Source organism: Streptomyces europaeiscabiei (assembly GCF_001550375.1).
In the GTDB taxonomy this organism is placed as follows: Bacteria; Actinomycetota; Actinomycetes; order Streptomycetales; family Streptomycetaceae; genus Streptomyces; species Streptomyces europaeiscabiei.
The window spans coordinates 14,964-31,017 of sequence record NZ_LRTR01000664.1 but is presented as its reverse complement, the minus strand read 5'-3'; the positions used below and the strand labels follow the sequence as shown (position 1 = coordinate 31,017).

General features: G+C 69.0%; 18 protein-coding genes and 2 pseudogenes. 8 read left to right on the top strand and 12 right to left on the bottom strand.

Going from position 1 to position 16,054, the window contains the following annotated elements:
* Nucleotides 1-169: 169 nt before the first annotated feature.
* The 3 genes from AWZ10_RS32565 (at nt 170) to AWZ10_RS32555 (ending at nt 3,198) form a co-directional block, all read left to right on the top strand.
* Nucleotides 170-1,129 (top strand): amidohydrolase family protein, encoded by a 960-nt coding sequence (locus tag AWZ10_RS32565; RefSeq protein WP_046702450.1) that lies wholly within the window; start codon nt 170-172, stop codon nt 1,127-1,129.
* A 244-nt stretch (nt 1,130-1,373) separates the two neighbouring features.
* On the top strand, nt 1,374-2,057 hold the full coding sequence (locus tag AWZ10_RS32560; protein ID WP_046702451.1) for a response regulator: 684 nt from the start codon (nt 1,374-1,376) through the stop codon (nt 2,055-2,057).
* 154 nt (nt 2,058-2,211) lie between these two features.
* Nucleotides 2,212-3,198 (top strand): aldo/keto reductase, encoded by a 987-nt coding sequence (locus AWZ10_RS32555; RefSeq protein ID WP_046702452.1) that lies wholly within the window; start codon nt 2,212-2,214, stop codon nt 3,196-3,198.
* Between the two features lie 527 nt (nt 3,199-3,725).
* Here the strand turns inward: AWZ10_RS32555 and AWZ10_RS32550 are convergent.
* From AWZ10_RS32550 to AWZ10_RS32525, 7 genes and pseudogenes are all read right to left on the bottom strand, one after another.
* Nucleotides 3,726-4,829, bottom strand: a complete 1,104-nt coding sequence (locus AWZ10_RS32550) for a zinc-dependent alcohol dehydrogenase (protein WP_046702453.1) — start codon at nt 4,827-4,829, stop codon at nt 3,726-3,728.
* Complete coding sequence (locus AWZ10_RS32545) at nt 4,829-5,818, bottom strand: hypothetical protein (protein ID WP_060892779.1); 990 nt, start codon at nt 5,816-5,818, stop codon at nt 4,829-4,831. The genes AWZ10_RS32550 and AWZ10_RS32545 overlap by 1 nt, the downstream gene beginning before the upstream one ends.
* Before the next feature lie 92 nt (nt 5,819-5,910).
* Nucleotides 5,911-6,654, bottom strand: coding sequence for a methyltransferase domain-containing protein (locus tag AWZ10_RS32540; protein WP_046702455.1), 744 nt, complete (start codon nt 6,652-6,654; stop codon nt 5,911-5,913).
* An 87-nt stretch (nt 6,655-6,741) separates the two neighbouring features.
* Nucleotides 6,742-7,023: a fumarylacetoacetate hydrolase family protein gene (locus tag AWZ10_RS55905; protein ID WP_408997577.1), complete on the bottom strand. Its 282-nt coding sequence runs from the start codon at nt 7,021-7,023 to the stop codon at nt 6,742-6,744.
* 1 nt (nt 7,024) lies between these two features.
* Nucleotides 7,025-7,477: pseudogene (locus AWZ10_RS55900) on the bottom strand (hypothetical protein); the annotation flags it as partial.
* The gene (locus AWZ10_RS32530; protein ID WP_060892777.1) at nt 7,425-8,069 is read right to left on the bottom strand and encodes a VOC family protein; all 645 of its coding nucleotides are present in this window, start codon (nt 8,067-8,069) and stop codon (nt 7,425-7,427) included. The gene AWZ10_RS32530 and the pseudogene AWZ10_RS55900, both read right to left, overlap by 53 nt.
* A gap of 137 nt (nt 8,070-8,206) precedes the next feature.
* Nucleotides 8,207-8,413, bottom strand: a complete 207-nt coding sequence (locus AWZ10_RS32525; protein ID WP_060892776.1) for a hypothetical protein — start codon at nt 8,411-8,413, stop codon at nt 8,207-8,209.
* A 237-nt stretch (nt 8,414-8,650) separates the two neighbouring features.
* Between AWZ10_RS32525 and AWZ10_RS55895 the strand changes: the two are divergent.
* From AWZ10_RS55895 to AWZ10_RS48480, 3 genes and pseudogenes are all read left to right on the top strand, one after another.
* A pseudogene (locus AWZ10_RS55895) lies at nt 8,651-8,863 on the top strand (FAD-dependent monooxygenase); the annotation flags it as partial.
* 80 nt (nt 8,864-8,943) lie between these two features.
* The gene (locus AWZ10_RS55275; protein WP_341846111.1) at nt 8,944-9,297 is read left to right on the top strand and encodes an FAD-dependent monooxygenase; all 354 of its coding nucleotides are present in this window, start codon (nt 8,944-8,946) and stop codon (nt 9,295-9,297) included.
* Nucleotides 9,245-10,204, top strand: coding sequence for an FAD-dependent monooxygenase (locus AWZ10_RS48480; protein ID WP_052769443.1), 960 nt, complete (start codon nt 9,245-9,247; stop codon nt 10,202-10,204). The genes AWZ10_RS55275 and AWZ10_RS48480 overlap by 53 nt, the downstream gene beginning before the upstream one ends.
* Nucleotides 10,205-10,214: 10 nt before the next feature.
* On the opposite strand, the gene AWZ10_RS32515 is transcribed toward AWZ10_RS48480, so the two are convergent.
* Entirely contained in the window at nt 10,215-10,799 is a 585-nt protein-coding gene (locus AWZ10_RS32515; protein ID WP_046702457.1) for a TetR/AcrR family transcriptional regulator, read from the bottom strand.
* Between the two features lie 109 nt (nt 10,800-10,908).
* Here AWZ10_RS32515 and AWZ10_RS55890 point away from each other — a divergent pair, with 109 nt between their 5' ends.
* Complete coding sequence (locus AWZ10_RS55890) at nt 10,909-11,088, top strand: helix-turn-helix domain-containing protein (RefSeq protein WP_078935097.1); 180 nt, start codon at nt 10,909-10,911, stop codon at nt 11,086-11,088.
* A 55-nt stretch (nt 11,089-11,143) separates the two neighbouring features.
* On the opposite strand, the gene AWZ10_RS32510 is transcribed toward AWZ10_RS55890, so the two are convergent.
* Together AWZ10_RS32510 and AWZ10_RS32505 are read right to left on the bottom strand one after the other, a co-directional pair.
* Nucleotides 11,144-12,322: an acyl-CoA dehydrogenase family protein gene (locus AWZ10_RS32510; RefSeq protein ID WP_046702458.1), complete on the bottom strand. Its 1,179-nt coding sequence runs from the start codon at nt 12,320-12,322 to the stop codon at nt 11,144-11,146.
* A 105-nt stretch (nt 12,323-12,427) separates the two neighbouring features.
* The gene (locus AWZ10_RS32505; RefSeq protein WP_060892780.1) at nt 12,428-12,805 is read right to left on the bottom strand and encodes a four-helix bundle copper-binding protein; all 378 of its coding nucleotides are present in this window, start codon (nt 12,803-12,805) and stop codon (nt 12,428-12,430) included.
* A gap of 184 nt (nt 12,806-12,989) precedes the next feature.
* Here AWZ10_RS32505 and AWZ10_RS32500 point away from each other — a divergent pair, with 184 nt between their 5' ends.
* Complete coding sequence (locus AWZ10_RS32500) at nt 12,990-13,352, top strand: DUF6479 family protein (RefSeq protein WP_037692004.1); 363 nt, start codon at nt 12,990-12,992, stop codon at nt 13,350-13,352.
* Nucleotides 13,353-13,427: 75 nt separating this feature from the next.
* On the opposite strand, the gene AWZ10_RS32495 is transcribed toward AWZ10_RS32500, so the two are convergent.
* Complete coding sequence (locus AWZ10_RS32495; RefSeq protein WP_060892775.1) at nt 13,428-14,618, bottom strand: 4-hydroxybenzoate 3-monooxygenase; 1,191 nt, start codon at nt 14,616-14,618, stop codon at nt 13,428-13,430.
* A 189-nt stretch (nt 14,619-14,807) separates the two neighbouring features.
* Complete coding sequence (locus AWZ10_RS32490; RefSeq protein ID WP_173531434.1) at nt 14,808-15,998, bottom strand: type III PLP-dependent enzyme; 1,191 nt, start codon at nt 15,996-15,998, stop codon at nt 14,808-14,810.
* Between the last annotated feature and the right edge of the window lie 56 nt (nt 15,999-16,054).

Sequence of the window (16,054 nt, the reverse complement as noted above, 5' to 3'; positions counted from 1 at the left end):
CCGTCGTCCGCCTGCGCGACGAACGGCACATCGACGACACCGTGCTGCGCCGCCTCCAGGCAGCCCTCGACAACGAAGAGGTCCGGCTGGCCGGAGGCGAGCAGGTGGAGTAGGCCGAGTGCACACGCGGCCTCGACCACCCAAGCCCACGAGAAAGGATTGCGCTGCCATGCCGTACGGCCTCATCGACGTTCATGCCCACCTCCTTCCCGACTTCTACGTCCAACAGGCGACGGCGGCCGGCCACTCCCACCCCGACGGCATGGGCGGCTGGCCGTCATGGTCCGTGCAAGCCCACCTCGACCTGATGGACCGCAACGGCATCGAGTCCGCGATGCTGTCCATGTCCTCCCCCGGCGTCCACTTCGGCGACGACAAGGCGGCCCGCCTCCTGGCCCGGCGCGTCAACGAGTACACCGCCGAACTGACCCGAAGCCACCTCGGCCGCTTCGGCAACTTCGCCTCGCTCCCCCTCCCGGACGTGGACGGCACGCTGGAGGAGATCGCATATGCCTTCGACGAACTCGGCGCCGACGGCGTGGCATTGATGACACACACGCACGGCGTCTACCTGGGCGACCAGCGTCTGGACCCGGTCTTCGCGGAACTCGACCGCCGCCGCGCCGTGGTCTTCCTGCACCCCACCTCACCCGTGTGCTGGCAACAGTCCGCTCTCGGCAGACCACGCCCGATGGTCGAGTACATCTTCGACACAGCCCGCACCGTCACCGACCTGGTGATGGCGGGTGTCCTGACGCGTCACCCGAACATGCGGGTGATCGTCCCGCACTGCGGCGGCGCGATTCCCGTCCTGGCCGACCGCATCAACGAGTTCATGAGCCTGTTCCTGCCTGCGCAGCAGCCGCCCAGCCCCGACGCTGTACAGCAACTGCGGGCCCTTTACTACGACATGGCGGGCACCGCCTTCCCACGCCAGGTCCCGGCGCTGCTCCAACTGGTCGATCCGGACCGTGTGCTGTTCGGCAGCGACTACTGCTGGACACCTGCCCCGCTGGCCGACGCCCACATCGCGGCGATCGACGCGGCCGAGTCGCCGGTGGACGGGACCACATGGCGTTCCCTGACGACGGCCAACGCCCAGCGCCTGTTTCCGGGGAGAAGACCGTGAACGCAAACCGCCGCCTCATGGAGCCGGCACGCCGACAACCCGCTGGACCAGCCCCAAAGGTAAGGACGGACGTCCACATCCGCCCGGACCCGAGGATCCGCACGAAGGAACGGTGAAGACGTGATCAGACCGGCATCACCGCGGCGGGTGGCCGGCGCTTGCCCGCGCCTGCTCGATGCCGCAGTCGCCCGCCTCATGAGTGGTGCTGGCACGCTGCCCCTGCTGCTGGCCGGGGGAGGCAGGGATGACCATCCGCGTTCTGCTCGCCGATGACCAGGCGCTGATCCGCACCAGCTTCCGCGTGCTCATCGAGTCCGAACCGGACCTGGAGGTCGTCGGAGAGGCGGCGACAGGCAACGAGGCGGTCAGGCTCGCCCGCAGCACCCGTGCCGACGTCGTGCTGATGGACATCATGATGCCCGGTATGGACGGCCTCGCCGCTACGCGTGCCATCTCGGCGGACGAAAGCCTCGCGGGTGTACGGGTGCTGATGCTGACAACCCTCGAAACCGACGAGTACGTCTTCCAGGCACTACGTGCCGGGGCCAGCGGGATCCTCGGAACGGGAGTCGCGCTCTGCGACCTCCTCCGCGCCATCCGGCTGGTCGCCGACGGCGAGGCACTGCTGTCACCCGGCGCGACCAAGACGCTCATAGCCCACTACCTTGCCACTCCCGACCTGACGAGCACTACAGCACCGGAGCTGATGCGCCTCACCGAACGCGAGCGCGAAGTGTTCGTCCTCGTGGCCGCAGGCCTCTCCAACGACCTGATCGCCGAACAGCTCCACGTCTCGCCCTCGACCGCCAAGACACACGTGAACCGCATCATGGCCAAGCTCGGCGTCCGCGGCCGCGCCCAACTTGTCGCGGTCGCGTACCGGACCGGCTACGTCCACCCCCGGGGTATGACCGCCCCCGCACGATGAAATCCTGCGCCATCCCGCGCGTCCGCGCACGGATGATCGCAGTTCCTCGGTCTCCATCCGGCCGACGCTGGCACAAGAACGACAACGGATACTGCGGCGGACTCTTTACGGCTTGGAGCCCACCCAGCGACATTGACAGCAACGAGGAGGAAGAATGCACACCCGAACACTCGGACGCGACCTGAGTGTCTCCGCCATCGGTCTCGGCGTCATGGGAATGTCCCAGAGTTATGGCCCCAATCCCGGCGATCGCACCGACATGATCGCCGTACTCCGTGGTGCGGTCGACCGCGGAGTCACGTTCTTCGACACCGCAGAGGTGTACGGCCCCTACGTCAACGAAGAACTCCTCGGCGAGGCCCTCGCTCCGGTACGCGACCATACGGTGATCGCCACCAAGTTCGGATTCCGCATCGAGAACGGCGCCCCCGCCGGACTCGACAGCCGGCCCGAGCAGATTCGTGCCGTCGCCACCGCCTCCCTCGAACGGCTCAGGGTCGAGACGCTCGACCTGTTCTACCAACACCGCGTTGACCCGCAGGTACCCATCGAAGACGTCGCCGGCACGGTGGGTGAACTCGTCCAGGAAGGCAAGGTCCGCTGCTTCGGCCTCTCGGAGGCCAGTGCGCAGACCATCCGCCGCGCCCACTCGGTCCACCCGGTGACGGCGGTCCAGAGCGAGTACTCGCTCTGGACCCGGGATCCCGAAGCGGAAGTCCTGCCGACCTGCGCGGAGCTCGGGATCGGGTTCGTACCCTTCAGCCCGCTCGGCAAGGGGTTCCTGACCGGGGCGGTGGACGCCTCCACGTCGTTCACCGCCGACGACGTCCGCACGAACATTCCGCGGTTCACGGCCGAGAACCGGGCGGCGAACCAGGTGCTCATCGACCACGTCGCACGGCTCGCGCAGGCCAAGGACGCCACACCGGGGCAGGTCGCGCTCGCCTGGCTGCTCGCGCAGCATCCGTCGGTCGTTCCGATCCCCGGAACCCGTCGCGCCGCACGCATCGAGGAGAATATCGGCGCCACCCAGCTGCCGCTCTCCGCCGACGAACTGGCCGACCTCAACGGACTCGCCGGCCGCGTCGGGGTGCGGGGAAACCGCTACAACGAGCACCACATGTCGCTGGTCGACAAGTAGCAGACCAACCAAGCGATCTGCGGGCGGCGACCCAGGTCTGCCGTCGGACAGGTTGGTGACGGATCGGAGCCTTCGTTGAGACCGCCCGGCAGGAACGGGGCATGCTTTCGCCGCAGGTATTCCACTCGCCGTCGCTACGGGCCCGGCAGTGGGAGCTGCGTTCAATCATCGCCGGCACCACGTACGACCTGGCCGTCGTTGCTTCACCTGCCCGGCCGGCCGCTTCGCAAGAAAGGCCATCCGTCCCTCGCACATGGAATCCGCTCATGGCCAAGAACCGCGCCGTGAAGCGGACCCCCAGCGCACCGGCCGGTGAACACAGCCCCGGCGGACAAGCCGAGCCGGCAAGGGACAGCGAGGCCGCGGATCCGATCGGTGGCTGAACGAGGAGGAGCTCCACGCCTGGATGGCCCTGGTCGGCATGGTCACGAAGCTGCCCGCAGCAATGGATCGACAGCTCCAGCGCGACCGGTCGCGCAATGCTGTGGCAACGCCCACCGCCACCCGTGACGCGCTCGTGCGTCGGGTCAGGGGTTGATCACGGTCATCCACATGGGGTCGTCGGCACGTTGCTGCATGGCGTCCATGGCCTTGATCGCTTCGGTGAGCGGGAACCGATGGGTGATGAGCTCGTCGACGGTGAGCGTGCCCGTCTCGAGCAGACGCAGGACATCCGTCGTGTCCTGGCGGGTGCACGCGCGAGTGGTGACGAAGCGCCAGCAATGCATCATCAGGGCGATGGGGGGCAGCGACAGCGGGGTGGAGTTGCCGCCCATGTGCACGAGTGTCCCGCCGGTCGCCATGGCGGCCATGGTCTGGCCGAGGGCGGGACCCTCCGGGATGAAGTCGATGACGGCATCGGCCCCCGCGGGTGCCAGCTCGCGCAGCCGCCGGGTGAGAGTGCCGTCGGTCGACCAGTTCTCGGGGAGTTCGTCGAGTGCGACGACACCGGCCGGTATGCCGCCGGCGAGCCCGGCGACGCGGTGGAGACGCTCGGCGTCGCGGCCGACGAGGATCAGACGGGCGACCCCGAAGTGCTCCGCGAGTTTGACCGTCGCGGTTCCCATGGTGCCGGTCGCGGCGGTGACCACGAGAGTGGCCCGTTCCGGAAGGTCGGCACACTTGAGTGCACGCACGGCGTTGGCCAGATCCTGGACCTTGGCCGCGACGTCGAAGCTGACGGAGTCCGGCAGTGAATCGATCAGCCAGTGCGGGACACGGATGTACTCCGCGAGTCCACCGTCGTGGTACTGCTCGTACATTGGCATCCGGGCATCGCCGAAGGCGGCGTGGCCGAGCATGGCCTGCTGGTCGCACATCATGTCCCGGTCGGTACGGCAGTAGTCGCACTCACGGCAGTTCAGCAGGGGGTGCACCCGCACTCGGTCGCCGACCCCGTGGCCCGTGACATCGCGGCCGATGGCGAAGATGACGCCGGCGGCCTCGTGGCCGAGGGTGGTGGGCAGATGCTTGAGCGCCCCCATCTGGAGCAGGCGCATGATGCCCGGCGCCAGGCCGGCGGAGGCAACCTTCACGACCACGTCGAGCGGACCTGGCTCGGGGACGGGCATCTCGTCCAGGGCGAGTGCATCGGCGCCCTGGTGCGCTCGCAGGGCAAGCATCGTGGCCATCAGCGGACCTCCACGGTGAGGCTCGGGAGTTGTTCGGGGGTGTAGGCGTCCGCCGTCCTCGTGGTCTCGGCGACCTGGGGCAGTTCCTGGTGCGAGAGGAGACTGACGTAGTCACCGGGCCCGGTCACGACGCTGGTGTGGGAGATGCCGAGTGGGATGCGCACGAAATCGCCCGGTTCGAGGTCTACGACGCCGCGCTGGGTGATCAGCGTGCGGTGGCCATGGGCCTGGTACTGGATCTCGTCGGCGTCGAGGGTGCGCCGGTAGCGGCGCTGTCCGCCAGGATTGGTGGTGACCATGGCGAGGCGGATGCGGTCGGTGGCGTACAGCCGGGTGACGTCCTGACCGGGATCGGCCCGTAGCACCGCCATCCGCCGGTCCTCGTGGTGCACCTGCTCGAGCAGGAGCTGTTCGTCGACCCCGAAGACGGTGATGTCGTGGCCGAGCGCGGCCATGCACTGAGTGATCGCCTCATTGGCCTCGCCGGGCTGCCAGCCGGGGAACGGCGGGAACACGGCCCCCGACTCCCGCTGGGCCGGCGCCAGCTCGGTGACCGGTGCGGGGATGTAGAACAGCAGGTGGCTGTCCTCACGGCCGTAGTTGTCGTGGGCGACCCCGCGCGGGATACGGGAGAACTCGCCTGACTGGAACTCGATCACGCCGAGTTCGGACATCAGCGCCCGCTCGCCGCCGATCTGGTAGGAGATCTCGTCGACGTCGCAGTTGCGGTGGTAGAACGGCTGCCGGCCGTCGAGTTTCTGCCACTCGACACGGATCTCGTCGTTCTCGTAGACACCGCGCGGCGGGGCGAATGCCTCCGGCTCGTACTGCTGCGGGTAGTGCACCACGGTCAGCGGCGGGTGCTCCTGCCACAGCTTGACCGGCGCCTTCGGAGGATGCGGCGGCGAGAGCAGCAGGTGCTCGTCGCGGACGACACTGCGCAACGGATGGTCGGAGCCCAGGACCATGACGTCTTCAACGACCCTCACGGGGACCTCCTTGTCCTTGGGTGAATGAGTGGATCGACTCGAGTGAAGGGGAATGTGTGCCGCGGCCTGTTACCTGAAGCCCACGGCAGTGCTCACCTCTTTCGGCCCCAGTACATCTCGATGCCCTTCCATTCCATCAGCTGAGGGCTGTCGACCTTGTCCCCGAACGCCTCGCGGATCTGCTCTCCGGAGTAGTAGGGGATGTCGTCCGCGGGGACATGCCCGAAGAGTTTGTCGAACCACTGCCGAAGGTGGACATCGGAGTCGATACGGGAGTAGAACGTCGCTCCCTTCAGGACCGCTTCGGCCAACACGATGCGTCGGCCGGGCTTCATGACCCGCAGCAGGTCCGCGGCCGTCTCGTGCCAGTCGTCACAGTGCTGTGTCGCCTGCAGCACGGCGACACAGTCGTATGCCTCGTCGTCCACCGAGTCCGTGTACGACCAGCGCCAGCAGCCGACCTGGCCGTTCCGGCCGGGAATCTTGCCCAGGACGGCGTTTCGTCCGTCCTTGATGATCTCCACGGTGTCGATGACGCCCTCCGGTCCCACCAGGGCCCGCATGTCCTCGACCCACCCGGCGGGAGCGATGCCCTCACCGATGAGCAGAACCCGGTCTCCGGCACGGAGTTCGAGGAGACCGTAGACGATCTCGGAGATCGGCCGGGCCAGCTCCTGCCAGATGTACGGCAGGCCACCGGCGATGGCCATGGCCATTTCCCACTTCACCCGCTGCTCGATGTCGTGGACCTCCGGACCGAAACGCTCCTCGTCCCACGGCTGGATGTACCCCCACGGGTCTCCGCCGCCGAAGCTGTTCCTGGCTTCTGTACTCATGTCGTCATGTCCTCCGTAGGCTGCCGGAATCGTGTGGTGAGGGCGCCGTTCCTCCGGCTGTAACGCCGCCCCGACGCGCCCCGTCGATCAGGCGCAGGTGTGGACAAGGGCGTGGATGAGCTGCGAGGTGCCTGCGTCCTGGCGCAGTGCGTCGTCGACCCAGGTGCGCAGGCGCAGGTCGTCGGGGTCGGTGAATTCGTCGAGCGTGACCAGGGCGGGCCCCATGGGGGTGAAGGTGTCGAAGCTCTTGGCGGCGGTGAACATCGGCCGCCCGGCCGGGGATACGGCCCTTCTGCACGTCACGGGCGCTGACGTCGTTGACGATCGTGAAGCCGGCGACGAACGCGTACGCCTCCGCCTCGGACACATCGATCGCGCGGCGGCCGATGACGACCGCGAACTCGCCTTCGTAGTCGCCTCGTCGGGAGCCGCCTTCGGGAAGCGGATCTGCTCGCCCGCGCCGATGACCGAGGACGGCGCCTTCAGGAAGACGACCGGCTCCTCCGCCACGCCGTCGTAGTCCACCTCGGTGCGGTGGCCGGCGTACGCGTAGCCCACCACCCAGATCTTCGAGGGCCGAGGGACGGGAGCGAGGAGCTGGATCCGCGTCGTGGGCACACGGTCGCGGACCGCGGCCATGGCCAGGGCGCCGAGGTCGAGACCGCCCTGCAGAGCCGTACCGAGCTCGGTCGTGTCTACGTCGAGGGAGGCGATGGTCTCGCCGTCGTCCTCCAGCCTGCCGATGCCTTTGACCGTGCTGACCAGCCTGGTCACAGGGCCACCGCCCGGTTGTCGAGTCGTAGCAGCTCGTGCTCGGAGTCACCGGCACGGTAGCGGGCGGCGAAGCGGTCGGGGTCCAGTTCGAGCCCGGAGGGGTTCGCCGCGAAGACGGGGCCGGACATGAAGGCCACCTCCTCCTCGACAGCGGCGAAGTTGGGGCAGGAGAACTCGACGATGTTGCGGTCCGGGTCACGGTAGTAGAAGCTCGTGGCCTGTCCATGGTTGGCCGCACGGTGCGGGCGTACGCCGCTGGTGGCCAGGTGTTCGTGCTGGGAAATGAGATCGCCCAGGGTGCCGACGCCGAACTGGAAGTGGTGCAGGCCGGGTCCGGAGGGATCCGTCCCGCTCAGGCTTCCGATGCCGAACAGAGCAAGCACCTGGCTGTTCGGGGCGTCGGCGATGCGGAAGAAGCCCAGCCGGACGTCGACCGCCCGCTCGGGCATGCCGGCGGGGCGCGGCGGGGCGTCGGGGTCAGGGGTCCGCTCGTAGAACGGGCCGTGCCCGAGGGCATGAGCATAGAAGGCGGCCATGTCGTCGTAACGCGCGGTCTTGAGCACCAGCTCGGAGAGCTGCAGCGTGACGGCTCGCGTCCCGCCGGCCCCTGTCCCGGCCTCGGTCTGGGGGGTCGTCGTCATCGTGAGGGCCTCCTTGCCCGTCAAACGGTGGGGTGCAGCGGCCCTGAGATGCGGCGCGTGATGCGCCACTTGCCCCCGGTACGGCGGAACTGGTGGGTGGTGTTGAGGACACGGTCCAGGGCGTAGGCCCCATCGGGCTACCGCACGTGCGGCAGGATCAGCGCCCGCAGCTCGACGGATTCGCCGTGCGGCCCGCCGGCCTGAGCGGTGGTGACCTCATTGGCTGGTACGTGGAAGGCCTGGCTCGCCGCGTCGGCCTCCCGAGCCAGGAGGAAGTCGAGAATCTCGCTCCGCCCACGGAAGACCTGGCTGTTCGCCTCGAACTCGGCACCGTCTGCGAACACGTCGATCCCGGCAGCGTCCCGGCCTCTGTCGACGTCCTGATGGCATCGGCCAACCAGAGCCAGGCAGTGGCTCCCGGCATCTTCCTGATCAGCAGGAGTCACCACGACATCCCCTGTCTCTTGAACCCGGGACGAGCGTAGCACCGCACACGATTGGTCAGAAGTCTTGTGTTTTTCCAGGTCTTCCCTACAACGACATGTGCGTGCGATTCTGACCCTGGTTCAAGAGGCGAGACCATGAGAGGTCCGACGCCTGCTCAGGGAGGCAGATCTTCTCTGTCCGACCAGCACGAGAGAGCCGGATCTCGGCACGTCCGGGTCGTGGGAGCGGGGCCTGTGGGCCTCGCCCTCGCGACCGAGTTGGGGTGGCGCGGTGTACCGGTCACCGTCATCGATCAGGGCGACGGCCACGGGCCCTTTCCCGCAGGCGAGGCGATCTTTTCGCGCACCATGGACACCTGCGCCGCTGAGGCTGCGCGGAAGAGGCACGCACGGAGTCGGCACCGCCCCCGGACTACCCACACCGCACGGTGTTTCGCGCGATGGAGCAGGACTCCGAGGGTGTCCTGGCCGTGGTGCGCGACATGGCGAGCGGCGCCACCGAGACGCTGGCCTGGACGTACCTGGTGGCCTGCGACGGAGGCCGCAGCGGCATACGTCGGGCGCTCGATATCCCGTTCGAGGGCATGTTCGCCCAGGTGCACAACTTCGCTGTGCACTTCCGCGCGCCGCAGTTGCTGGACCTGCTGCGGGAGCGACTGGGCGGCCCCGCGGTACAGATCCACACACTGTCGTCGGCGCGCAGGGCCGTACATCACGGTCGTCAACGGCGTGGACGAATGGCGGCTCTCGGTCTACCTCGACGAGGAGCCCTACCCCGATGACGCGGTCACCTGGATACGCGAGGCCGTCGGTGCGCCGATCGACGTGGAGATCCTCGCGGCGCAACCCTGGAGCGGCCACTGCGTCGTGGCGCGCACCTCCCGTGAGGGCCGGGTGTTCCTCGCGGGCGACGCGGCACATCTGCTGTGGCCGAAGGGGGGCTTCGGCGCCAACACCCGGATCGGTGACGCCGTGGACCTAGGCTGGAAGCTCGCCGCGACCCTCCAAGGATGGGGAGACATGGCTCTCCTGGACAGCTACGAACAGGAGCGGCGACCGATCGCCGTCCGCAACGTCACGGAAGCCTCCAGCAGCTGGAGGGCCGACGCGCAGCTCGTCCCCGACCCGGTGCTCGACCACACGGACGCGGTAGGCGAACGGGTCCGACGTGAGATGGGCGAGGAGATCCGCGAGTCTCGGGCCAAGGAGTTCCGCTGCACGGGCGTCCAGCTCGGATACCGGTACAGCGGCTCCCCGATCTGCGTACCGGACGGCAGTCCGGAACCGCCCGACGAGCCGGACGAGTACATACCGTCGACATGGCCCGGCTGCCGCGCGCCGCACGTCTGGCTGCCCGACGGCAGCTCGGTGCTCGACCACTTCGGGCGCGGGTTCACGCTCGTGGTCTCGGGTTCCGCGGACCCGATGCCTCCGGTGGAGGCCGCACGCGGGTGTGGTGTGCCGTTGACGGTGCTGCGCCTCGCCGACCCTGCCGCCGCGGAACTGTACGAGCGGCCGCTGGTGCTCGTCCGCCCGGACGGTCACGTCGGCTGGAGAGGCCGGCGGGCTCCCGCGGATCCCGTCGTCGTGCTCGACATACTTCGCGGGGCGACGGTCCCGCCCCTGGACGCGAAGGCGCCCGGGGCTGCGTGGACAGTACCAGCGGGAGTCGGTACCCACCTCGTGTGAGTTACCGCTCTCAGCGCTCCCGCCCCTTGGCCCCCGAACTCCTGGCCAGGGCGGACTCCATCAGGAACCGGATCATCTCGTGGGCCGGCCTGTTCCGGTCGTTGGGCACGTTCGCCCCTTCGAACACGGCGACCGCGACATCGCGGACGAGCGCGGCATCGACACCGGGGGCGTCATCGAGGCCGTGGTCGGCCATGAGCTCGTCGACCAGTCCCACGATCCAGTTCAGGAAGGTGTTGTGGGCCTCGCGGACTGCCTCCGAATGAGGAAGCCGGTCGTGCATGGCCTGGTGCAGCGGCCGGGAATAGCGCATGTCGGACAGCCCGCGCACCAGGCGGCTCAGTGGGTCGGCACCGGCCTGCTCCTCGTCGAGGATGCGGATCTCGCGACTGAGCATGCGGTTCATGACGGCGGCGAAGATGTGGTCCTTGGAGTCGAAGTACCAGTAGACGTTGCCCCGGGCCACGCCTGCGGCGGAACTGATGTCCGCCATCGTGGTCTTGGCGTAGCCCTTCGAGAGAAAGAGCTCGGTGGCCGCGGCTAGCAGATCACCCGTGCGCTCCTCCCGGGGGATCTGCTGGCGGTTTCGCGGCATCCCGACTCCTCCCATGAGTTCACCAGATCTCAAGTGAGTGTAGACACCCGGCAGGCCCCTCCCCGCCCAGGAGGAAGGAGTGCTGTAACCACCGGCCCCCAGGCGAGGAGTGCCGGGAGATCCTTCGCCGAGGAAGACGCGGCGCGTTCAGCCCGAGGAACGTGCCGCGGGGCTGCTCGCCGCCGCGACGGAACTGTTCCGGACCCGCGGCTGTGCCGGCACGGCGATGGCGGACATCAGCGCGTCAGCGGGTGTCACCCAAGGCAGTCTCAATCGGCACTACTCGTAGAAGGACGACATGTGCGCCGCGGTGATGGGCCGGACGCCCAGCCACCCGACGAAGGCTAACGCCTCACCCGGGGCATCCCCAGGCCAATCCACGAGATGATCTCGCGCTGGATCTCATTGTTGCCGCCGCCGAAGGTGAAGATGACGGCCGAGCGGTAGCCGCGTTCGAGTTCGCCGTGGAGGACCGCGCCCGCCGAGCCCTCCTTGAGGGCGCCGGCGGTGGCGACGATCTCCATGAGCCAGGCGTAGGCGTCGCGGCGGGCCTCGGAGCCGTAGACCTTGACGGCGGAGGCGTCCTGCGGGGTCAGGGTGCCCTCCTGGAGGGCGCTGACCATGCGCCAGTTGAGCAGCTTGAGGGCGTCGAGTCTGGTGTGGGTCTGGGCGAGGCGGCGGCGGACCCAGGGCAGGTCGATGACGCGGCGGCCGTCGGCGAGTTTGGTCTCCATGGCCCAGCGCTGGACGTTGTGCAGGGAGCGGATGGCCATGGTGCCGTGGGCGGCGAGGGTGACGCGTTCATGGTTGAGCTGGTTGGTGATCAGGCGCCAGCCCTTGTTCTCCTCGCCGACGCGGCGGGAGACGGGGACGCGGATGTTCTCGTAGTAGCTGGCGGTGGTGTCGTGCGAGGCGAGGGTGTTGATGAGGGTGCAGGAGTAGCCGGGTTCCGTGGTCGGCACGAGGAGCATGGTGATGCCCTTGTGGGGCGGGGCGTCGGGGTCCGTGCGGACCGCGAGCCACACCCAGTCGGCCGTGTCGCCGTTGGTCGTCCAGATCTTCTGCCCGTTGACGACGTACTCGTCGCCCTCCCTGACCGCACGGGTCTTCAGCGAGGCCAGGTCCGTGCCGGCGTCGGGTTCGCTGTAGCCGATGGCGAAGTCGAGTTCACCGGAGAGGACGCGCGGCAGGAAGTACGACTTCTGCTCCTCGGTGCCGAACTGCATGATCGTCGGGCCGACGGTGTTGAGCGCCATCAGTGGCAGCGGGACGCCTGCCTGGGCTGCCTCGTCGAAGAAGATGAACTGTTCGATGGCGGTCAGGCCGCGTCCGCCGTACTCCTTGGGCCAGCCGACCCCGAGCCAGCCGTCGCTGCCGAGGCGGCGGATGGTCTCGCGGTAGAAGCGCTTCTGCGCCGCCGGGTCGGCGTGGCGGGTGTAGGCGCCCTCCGGGACCAACTGGGCGAAGTAGGCGCGCAGTTCGTTGCGCAACCGCTGCTGCTCGGGCGTGTTTTCGAGGTGCACGGCGCCTCCAGGCTCCCCAAGGCCGACCTGACGGCGCACACGCTAGAACGTGTTCCAGTAATTGGGAACAGGCGGGAGCGGCAGCCTTTCCCTGGCACCCGGGGATCAGCGGAGGGTGGCGAGGAAGTCCGTGCAGGCCCGGGCGCACTCGCGGCAGGCCTCGGCGCCGCTCTCGGCGCCGGGGGAATCGTCGAAGACGCGCGCGCATTCCAGGGCGACGGTCCGGCACCACTCCACCTGGAGGCGGATGCCGGCCTCGTCCAGGTTGGCCTCCTCGGAGAGCACCCTGCAGGTGGCGTCGCACACCTCCGCGCACATGATGCCCTTGCGCCGCATCTTCTCCTGGCCTTCGGGCCCGTCCGGATCGGCGAGGCTCGCCCGCAGCGCGCACGCCCGCGCACATTCCGTGCACGCCTGCGCACAGGCGAAGCGGTCCTCAAGGAATCGGATGAGTTCCTGCTGGGATGTCGTCGTCGAGGTCACCACGGCCGGGTAGCCGGAGCCAATCCGGCCAAACACGGCGGACGGAATCCGTGCGGCAGCCGCTGCGACGGGTCCCGGCGCCCGGGTCAACGGGTTCCGTTTTCGGGACACAGGACAGGGCACCCGTGCACGAGCCGTTCGGAGCGGGCCGATTCACTCGACCTATTGGGGGTATTCATCCCTTATGAACATGGAATGGACTGATATAGCCGCAGAACGTAGCGTGCTGGGTGGTATCGCACCGTTCCTGGCGGGTGTCGTGCTCGTGGCCATGCTGGTCGGCGCCGTCTGGCTCGGTGCCCGAGTGCGCGCCCGTGAGCCGCGCCGACCACGCCCCGACGAGCAGCCCCGGGTCCCCGAGGGCGGCCCTGTCCGTGAGGAGCAGCTGAACCGCGAACCCGACGAGATCCCGCAGAGCGACCGCCGGCTGACACCGTACGAGGTGCACGGCAACCAGGGGACCCGGCCGAGCCCGGACAAGAAGCGGCCGCGCTGGAGCGGGAAGAGCAGCGGCGGCTTCGGCAGCGGCGGCCTGGGCGCGCACTGACACCCGCACAAGACCCGAGGGGGCTGTCGAACCGATCGGTTCGACAGCCCCCTCGGCGTTCGGCCGTCCGCCCGGTCAGGAATCGGTCTCCAGCGACAGCCCCGTGTAGTTCTCGGCGAGTTCGGCCGCCGCGTGGCGTGAGGTCGCGACACGGTCGAGCTGGGAGAGCTGGAGCCGGGTCTCGAACGGGGACTGGTCCGGGTCCGCGTGGAGGGTCGTGGTCATGAAGTAGGAGAAGTGCTCGGCCCGCCAGACCCGGCGCAGACAGGTGTCGGAGTAGGCGTCGAGCAGCTCGGTCGAGCCGGTCTCCTTGAGCCGGGCGAAGGCGCGGGCCAGCACGATGACGTCGGTGGCGGCCAGATTGAGCCCCTTGGCGCCGGTCGGCGGCACGATGTGGGCGGCGTCACCGGCCAGGAAGACCCGGCCGTAGCGCATCGGCTCGGTGACATGGCTGCGCATCGGCAGGACGGCCTTGGAGGTGACGGGCCCACGCTTGAGCCGCCAGCCGGGGTTCGCGGTGAGCGCGAAACGGGCGTCCAGCTCGTCCCAGATCCGCTCGTCGGACCAGTCGGCCGGGTCGGTGCCGTTCGGGACCTGGAGGTAGAGGCGGCTCACGGACGGCGACCGCATGCTCGCCAGCGCGAAGCCGCGCTCGGAGTGGGCGTAGATCAGCTCGTCGTAGACGGGCGGGGCGTCGGCGAGGATGCCCAGCCAGGAGTAGGGGTACGTCCGCTCGTACGTCGTCCGCACACCGTCCGGGACGGCGTCGCGGGCCACGCCGTGGAAGCCGTCGCAGCCGACCACGTAGTCGCAGGTCAGAGTCTGCTCGCGGCCCTCGTGGGTGTACCGGATCAGCGGGCGGTCGCTGTCGGCGCCCTCCACCGCGTGCACCTCGGCCTCGAAGAGCAGCGGCCCGCCGTCGGTGAGCTGGAGGGCGATGAGGTCCTTGACGACCTCGGTCTGGGCGTAGACCCACACCCGGCGACCGCCGGTCAGCCCGGGGAAGTCGACACGGTGGGCGCGGCCGTCGAAGCGCAGCTCGATACCGTCGTGGGGCATGCCCTCGGCGTCCAGCCGTGCCCCCGCGCCGGCGGAACGCAGCACGTCGACGGTGGCCTGCTCCAGGATTCCGGCGCGCTGGCGCTGCTCGACGTAGGCGCGGTCCTTGCGTTCCAGAACCACACTGTCGATTCCCGCGTTGTGCAGCAGACGGGCCAGCAGCAGCCCCGCCGGGCCGCCGCCGATGATGCCGACAGTGGTGTGCATTGAGTACTCCTCGTCGTTGAGGACGAGCCGCGTCCCGTCCCCGGGCCCCGACCTTTGTTCGTCAGGTGAACTTCACTTCACTATCTTGTGCGCATGAGTGTGCTCCCGGCCTGCCCGCCTGTCAACGGTCACACTCCCCCAGAGGGGTCGGGCGGGCGGTCGGGTTCCCTCCAGGGGCGAACGGAACGGTCAGTCGAGGAAGTGGAACCCCGGGTGGGGATGCATCAGGAAGTCGTGGTGCGAGATGTTCCAGGCGTACGCGCCCGCGAGGGCGAAGGCCACCCGGTCCCCCGCCCGCAGCCCCGGCGCGTGGGCATGGCGGGCCAGGAGGTCCTTTGGCGTGCACAGCTGTCCGCTGAGGCTGACGCGCTCCCCCTCGGCCGCCGGGCGCGGCCACCGGTGCGGCCACTCCTCCACCGCCAGCACCGAGCACGGCTGGTCGTGACCCTTGGTCGCCGGGGTGCGCAGATGGTGGGTACCGCCCCGGACGACGGCGAACTCCTCGCCGTGGCTGCGCTTCACGTCCAGCACCTCGGTGGCATACCAGCCGCAGTACGCCGTGAGCGCCCGGCCGGGTTCGATACGCAGCGTCAGTTCCGGATGGGCGTCGGCGAGTCGGGCGAGGCCTTCGCCGTACGCCTTCCAGTCGAAGCGGTTCTCGGGGTGCGCGTAGTCGACACTCATGCCGCCGCCGACGTTCACCTCGGCGAGCGGTACGCCCAGCCCCGTCGCCCACCGCACGATCGAGCGGGCCACGGAGAGCTGTTCGGGTGCGTCGAGTCCGCTCGCCAGATGGGCGTGGACGCCGAGCAGTTCGAGGTGGGGATACGTGCCGTCCGTGAGGGGGCGGAGCACGTCCGGCGCCTGCGCGGGGTCCAGGCCGAACGGGGTGGGCCGTCCGCCCATGGCGAGCGAGCTGCCCGCCAGCGCATCGTCGGCCACCGCGAGGTTGAAGCGGAGCAGTACCCCGACCGGCGTGGCCCGTGGCACCCGGCGTGCCAGCTCGGCGAGCATGCGCAGGTCGTGCTCGCTCTCGACGTGGAAGCGCTCGACGCCCTGTTCCAGGGCGGTCCGGATCTCGTCCGGGGTCTTGCCGGGGCCGCCGAAGGCCAGCGGACGGCCGGGTACCGCCTGGGCGACGTGGGTGAGTTCGCCGCCGGAGGACACCTCGTAGCCGTCGACGTACGGGCCGAGCGCGGCCAGGATCCGCGGCTCGGGGTTGGCCTTGGCCGCGTAGTACAGCTCGACGTGTTCGGGGAGGGCGGCGCGTACGAGTGCGGCGTGTTCGCGCAGCGCCGTCAGGTCGTACACGTACGCGGGGAGTCGGGTGGACGGCAGGGACATGACGCGGTCACGTACGGCAGGGGTGGGGAGGGTCATCGACGACTCCTGGTTCATCAAGTGCTCGTGGCTCATCCGGTACTCCCCGCTCATCC

Excerpts from the sequence above, each read along its gene's own strand:
- AWZ10_RS32530 (WP_060892777.1), bottom strand. The coding sequence starts at position 8,069 with ATGACGACGACCCCCCAGACCGAGGCCGGGACAGGGGCCGGCGGGACG.
- AWZ10_RS32495 (WP_060892775.1), bottom strand. The coding sequence starts at position 14,618 with ATGCACACCACTGTCGGCATCATCGGCGGCGGCCCGGCGGGGCTGCTG.
- AWZ10_RS32565 (WP_046702450.1), top strand. The coding sequence starts at position 170 with ATGCCGTACGGCCTCATCGACGTTCATGCCCACCTCCTTCCCGACTTC.
- AWZ10_RS32540 (WP_046702455.1), bottom strand. The coding sequence starts at position 6,654 with ATGAGTACAGAAGCCAGGAACAGCTTCGGCGGCGGAGACCCGTGGGGG.
- AWZ10_RS32550 (WP_046702453.1), bottom strand. The coding sequence starts at position 4,829 with ATGGCCACGATGCTTGCCCTGCGAGCGCACCAGGGCGCCGATGCACTC.
- AWZ10_RS32515 (WP_046702457.1), bottom strand. The coding sequence starts at position 10,799 with ATGCCGCGAAACCGCCAGCAGATCCCCCGGGAGGAGCGCACGGGTGAT.
- AWZ10_RS55905 (WP_408997577.1), bottom strand. The coding sequence starts at position 7,023 with ATGTGTCCGAGGCGGAGGCGTACGCGTTCGTCGCCGGCTTCACGATCG.
- AWZ10_RS32500 (WP_037692004.1), top strand. The coding sequence starts at position 12,990 with ATGAACATGGAATGGACTGATATAGCCGCAGAACGTAGCGTGCTGGGT.
- AWZ10_RS32490 (WP_173531434.1), bottom strand. The coding sequence starts at position 15,998 with ATGACCCTCCCCACCCCTGCCGTACGTGACCGCGTCATGTCCCTGCCG.
- AWZ10_RS32560 (WP_046702451.1), top strand. The coding sequence starts at position 1,374 with ATGACCATCCGCGTTCTGCTCGCCGATGACCAGGCGCTGATCCGCACC.
- AWZ10_RS32555 (WP_046702452.1), top strand. The coding sequence starts at position 2,212 with ATGCACACCCGAACACTCGGACGCGACCTGAGTGTCTCCGCCATCGGT.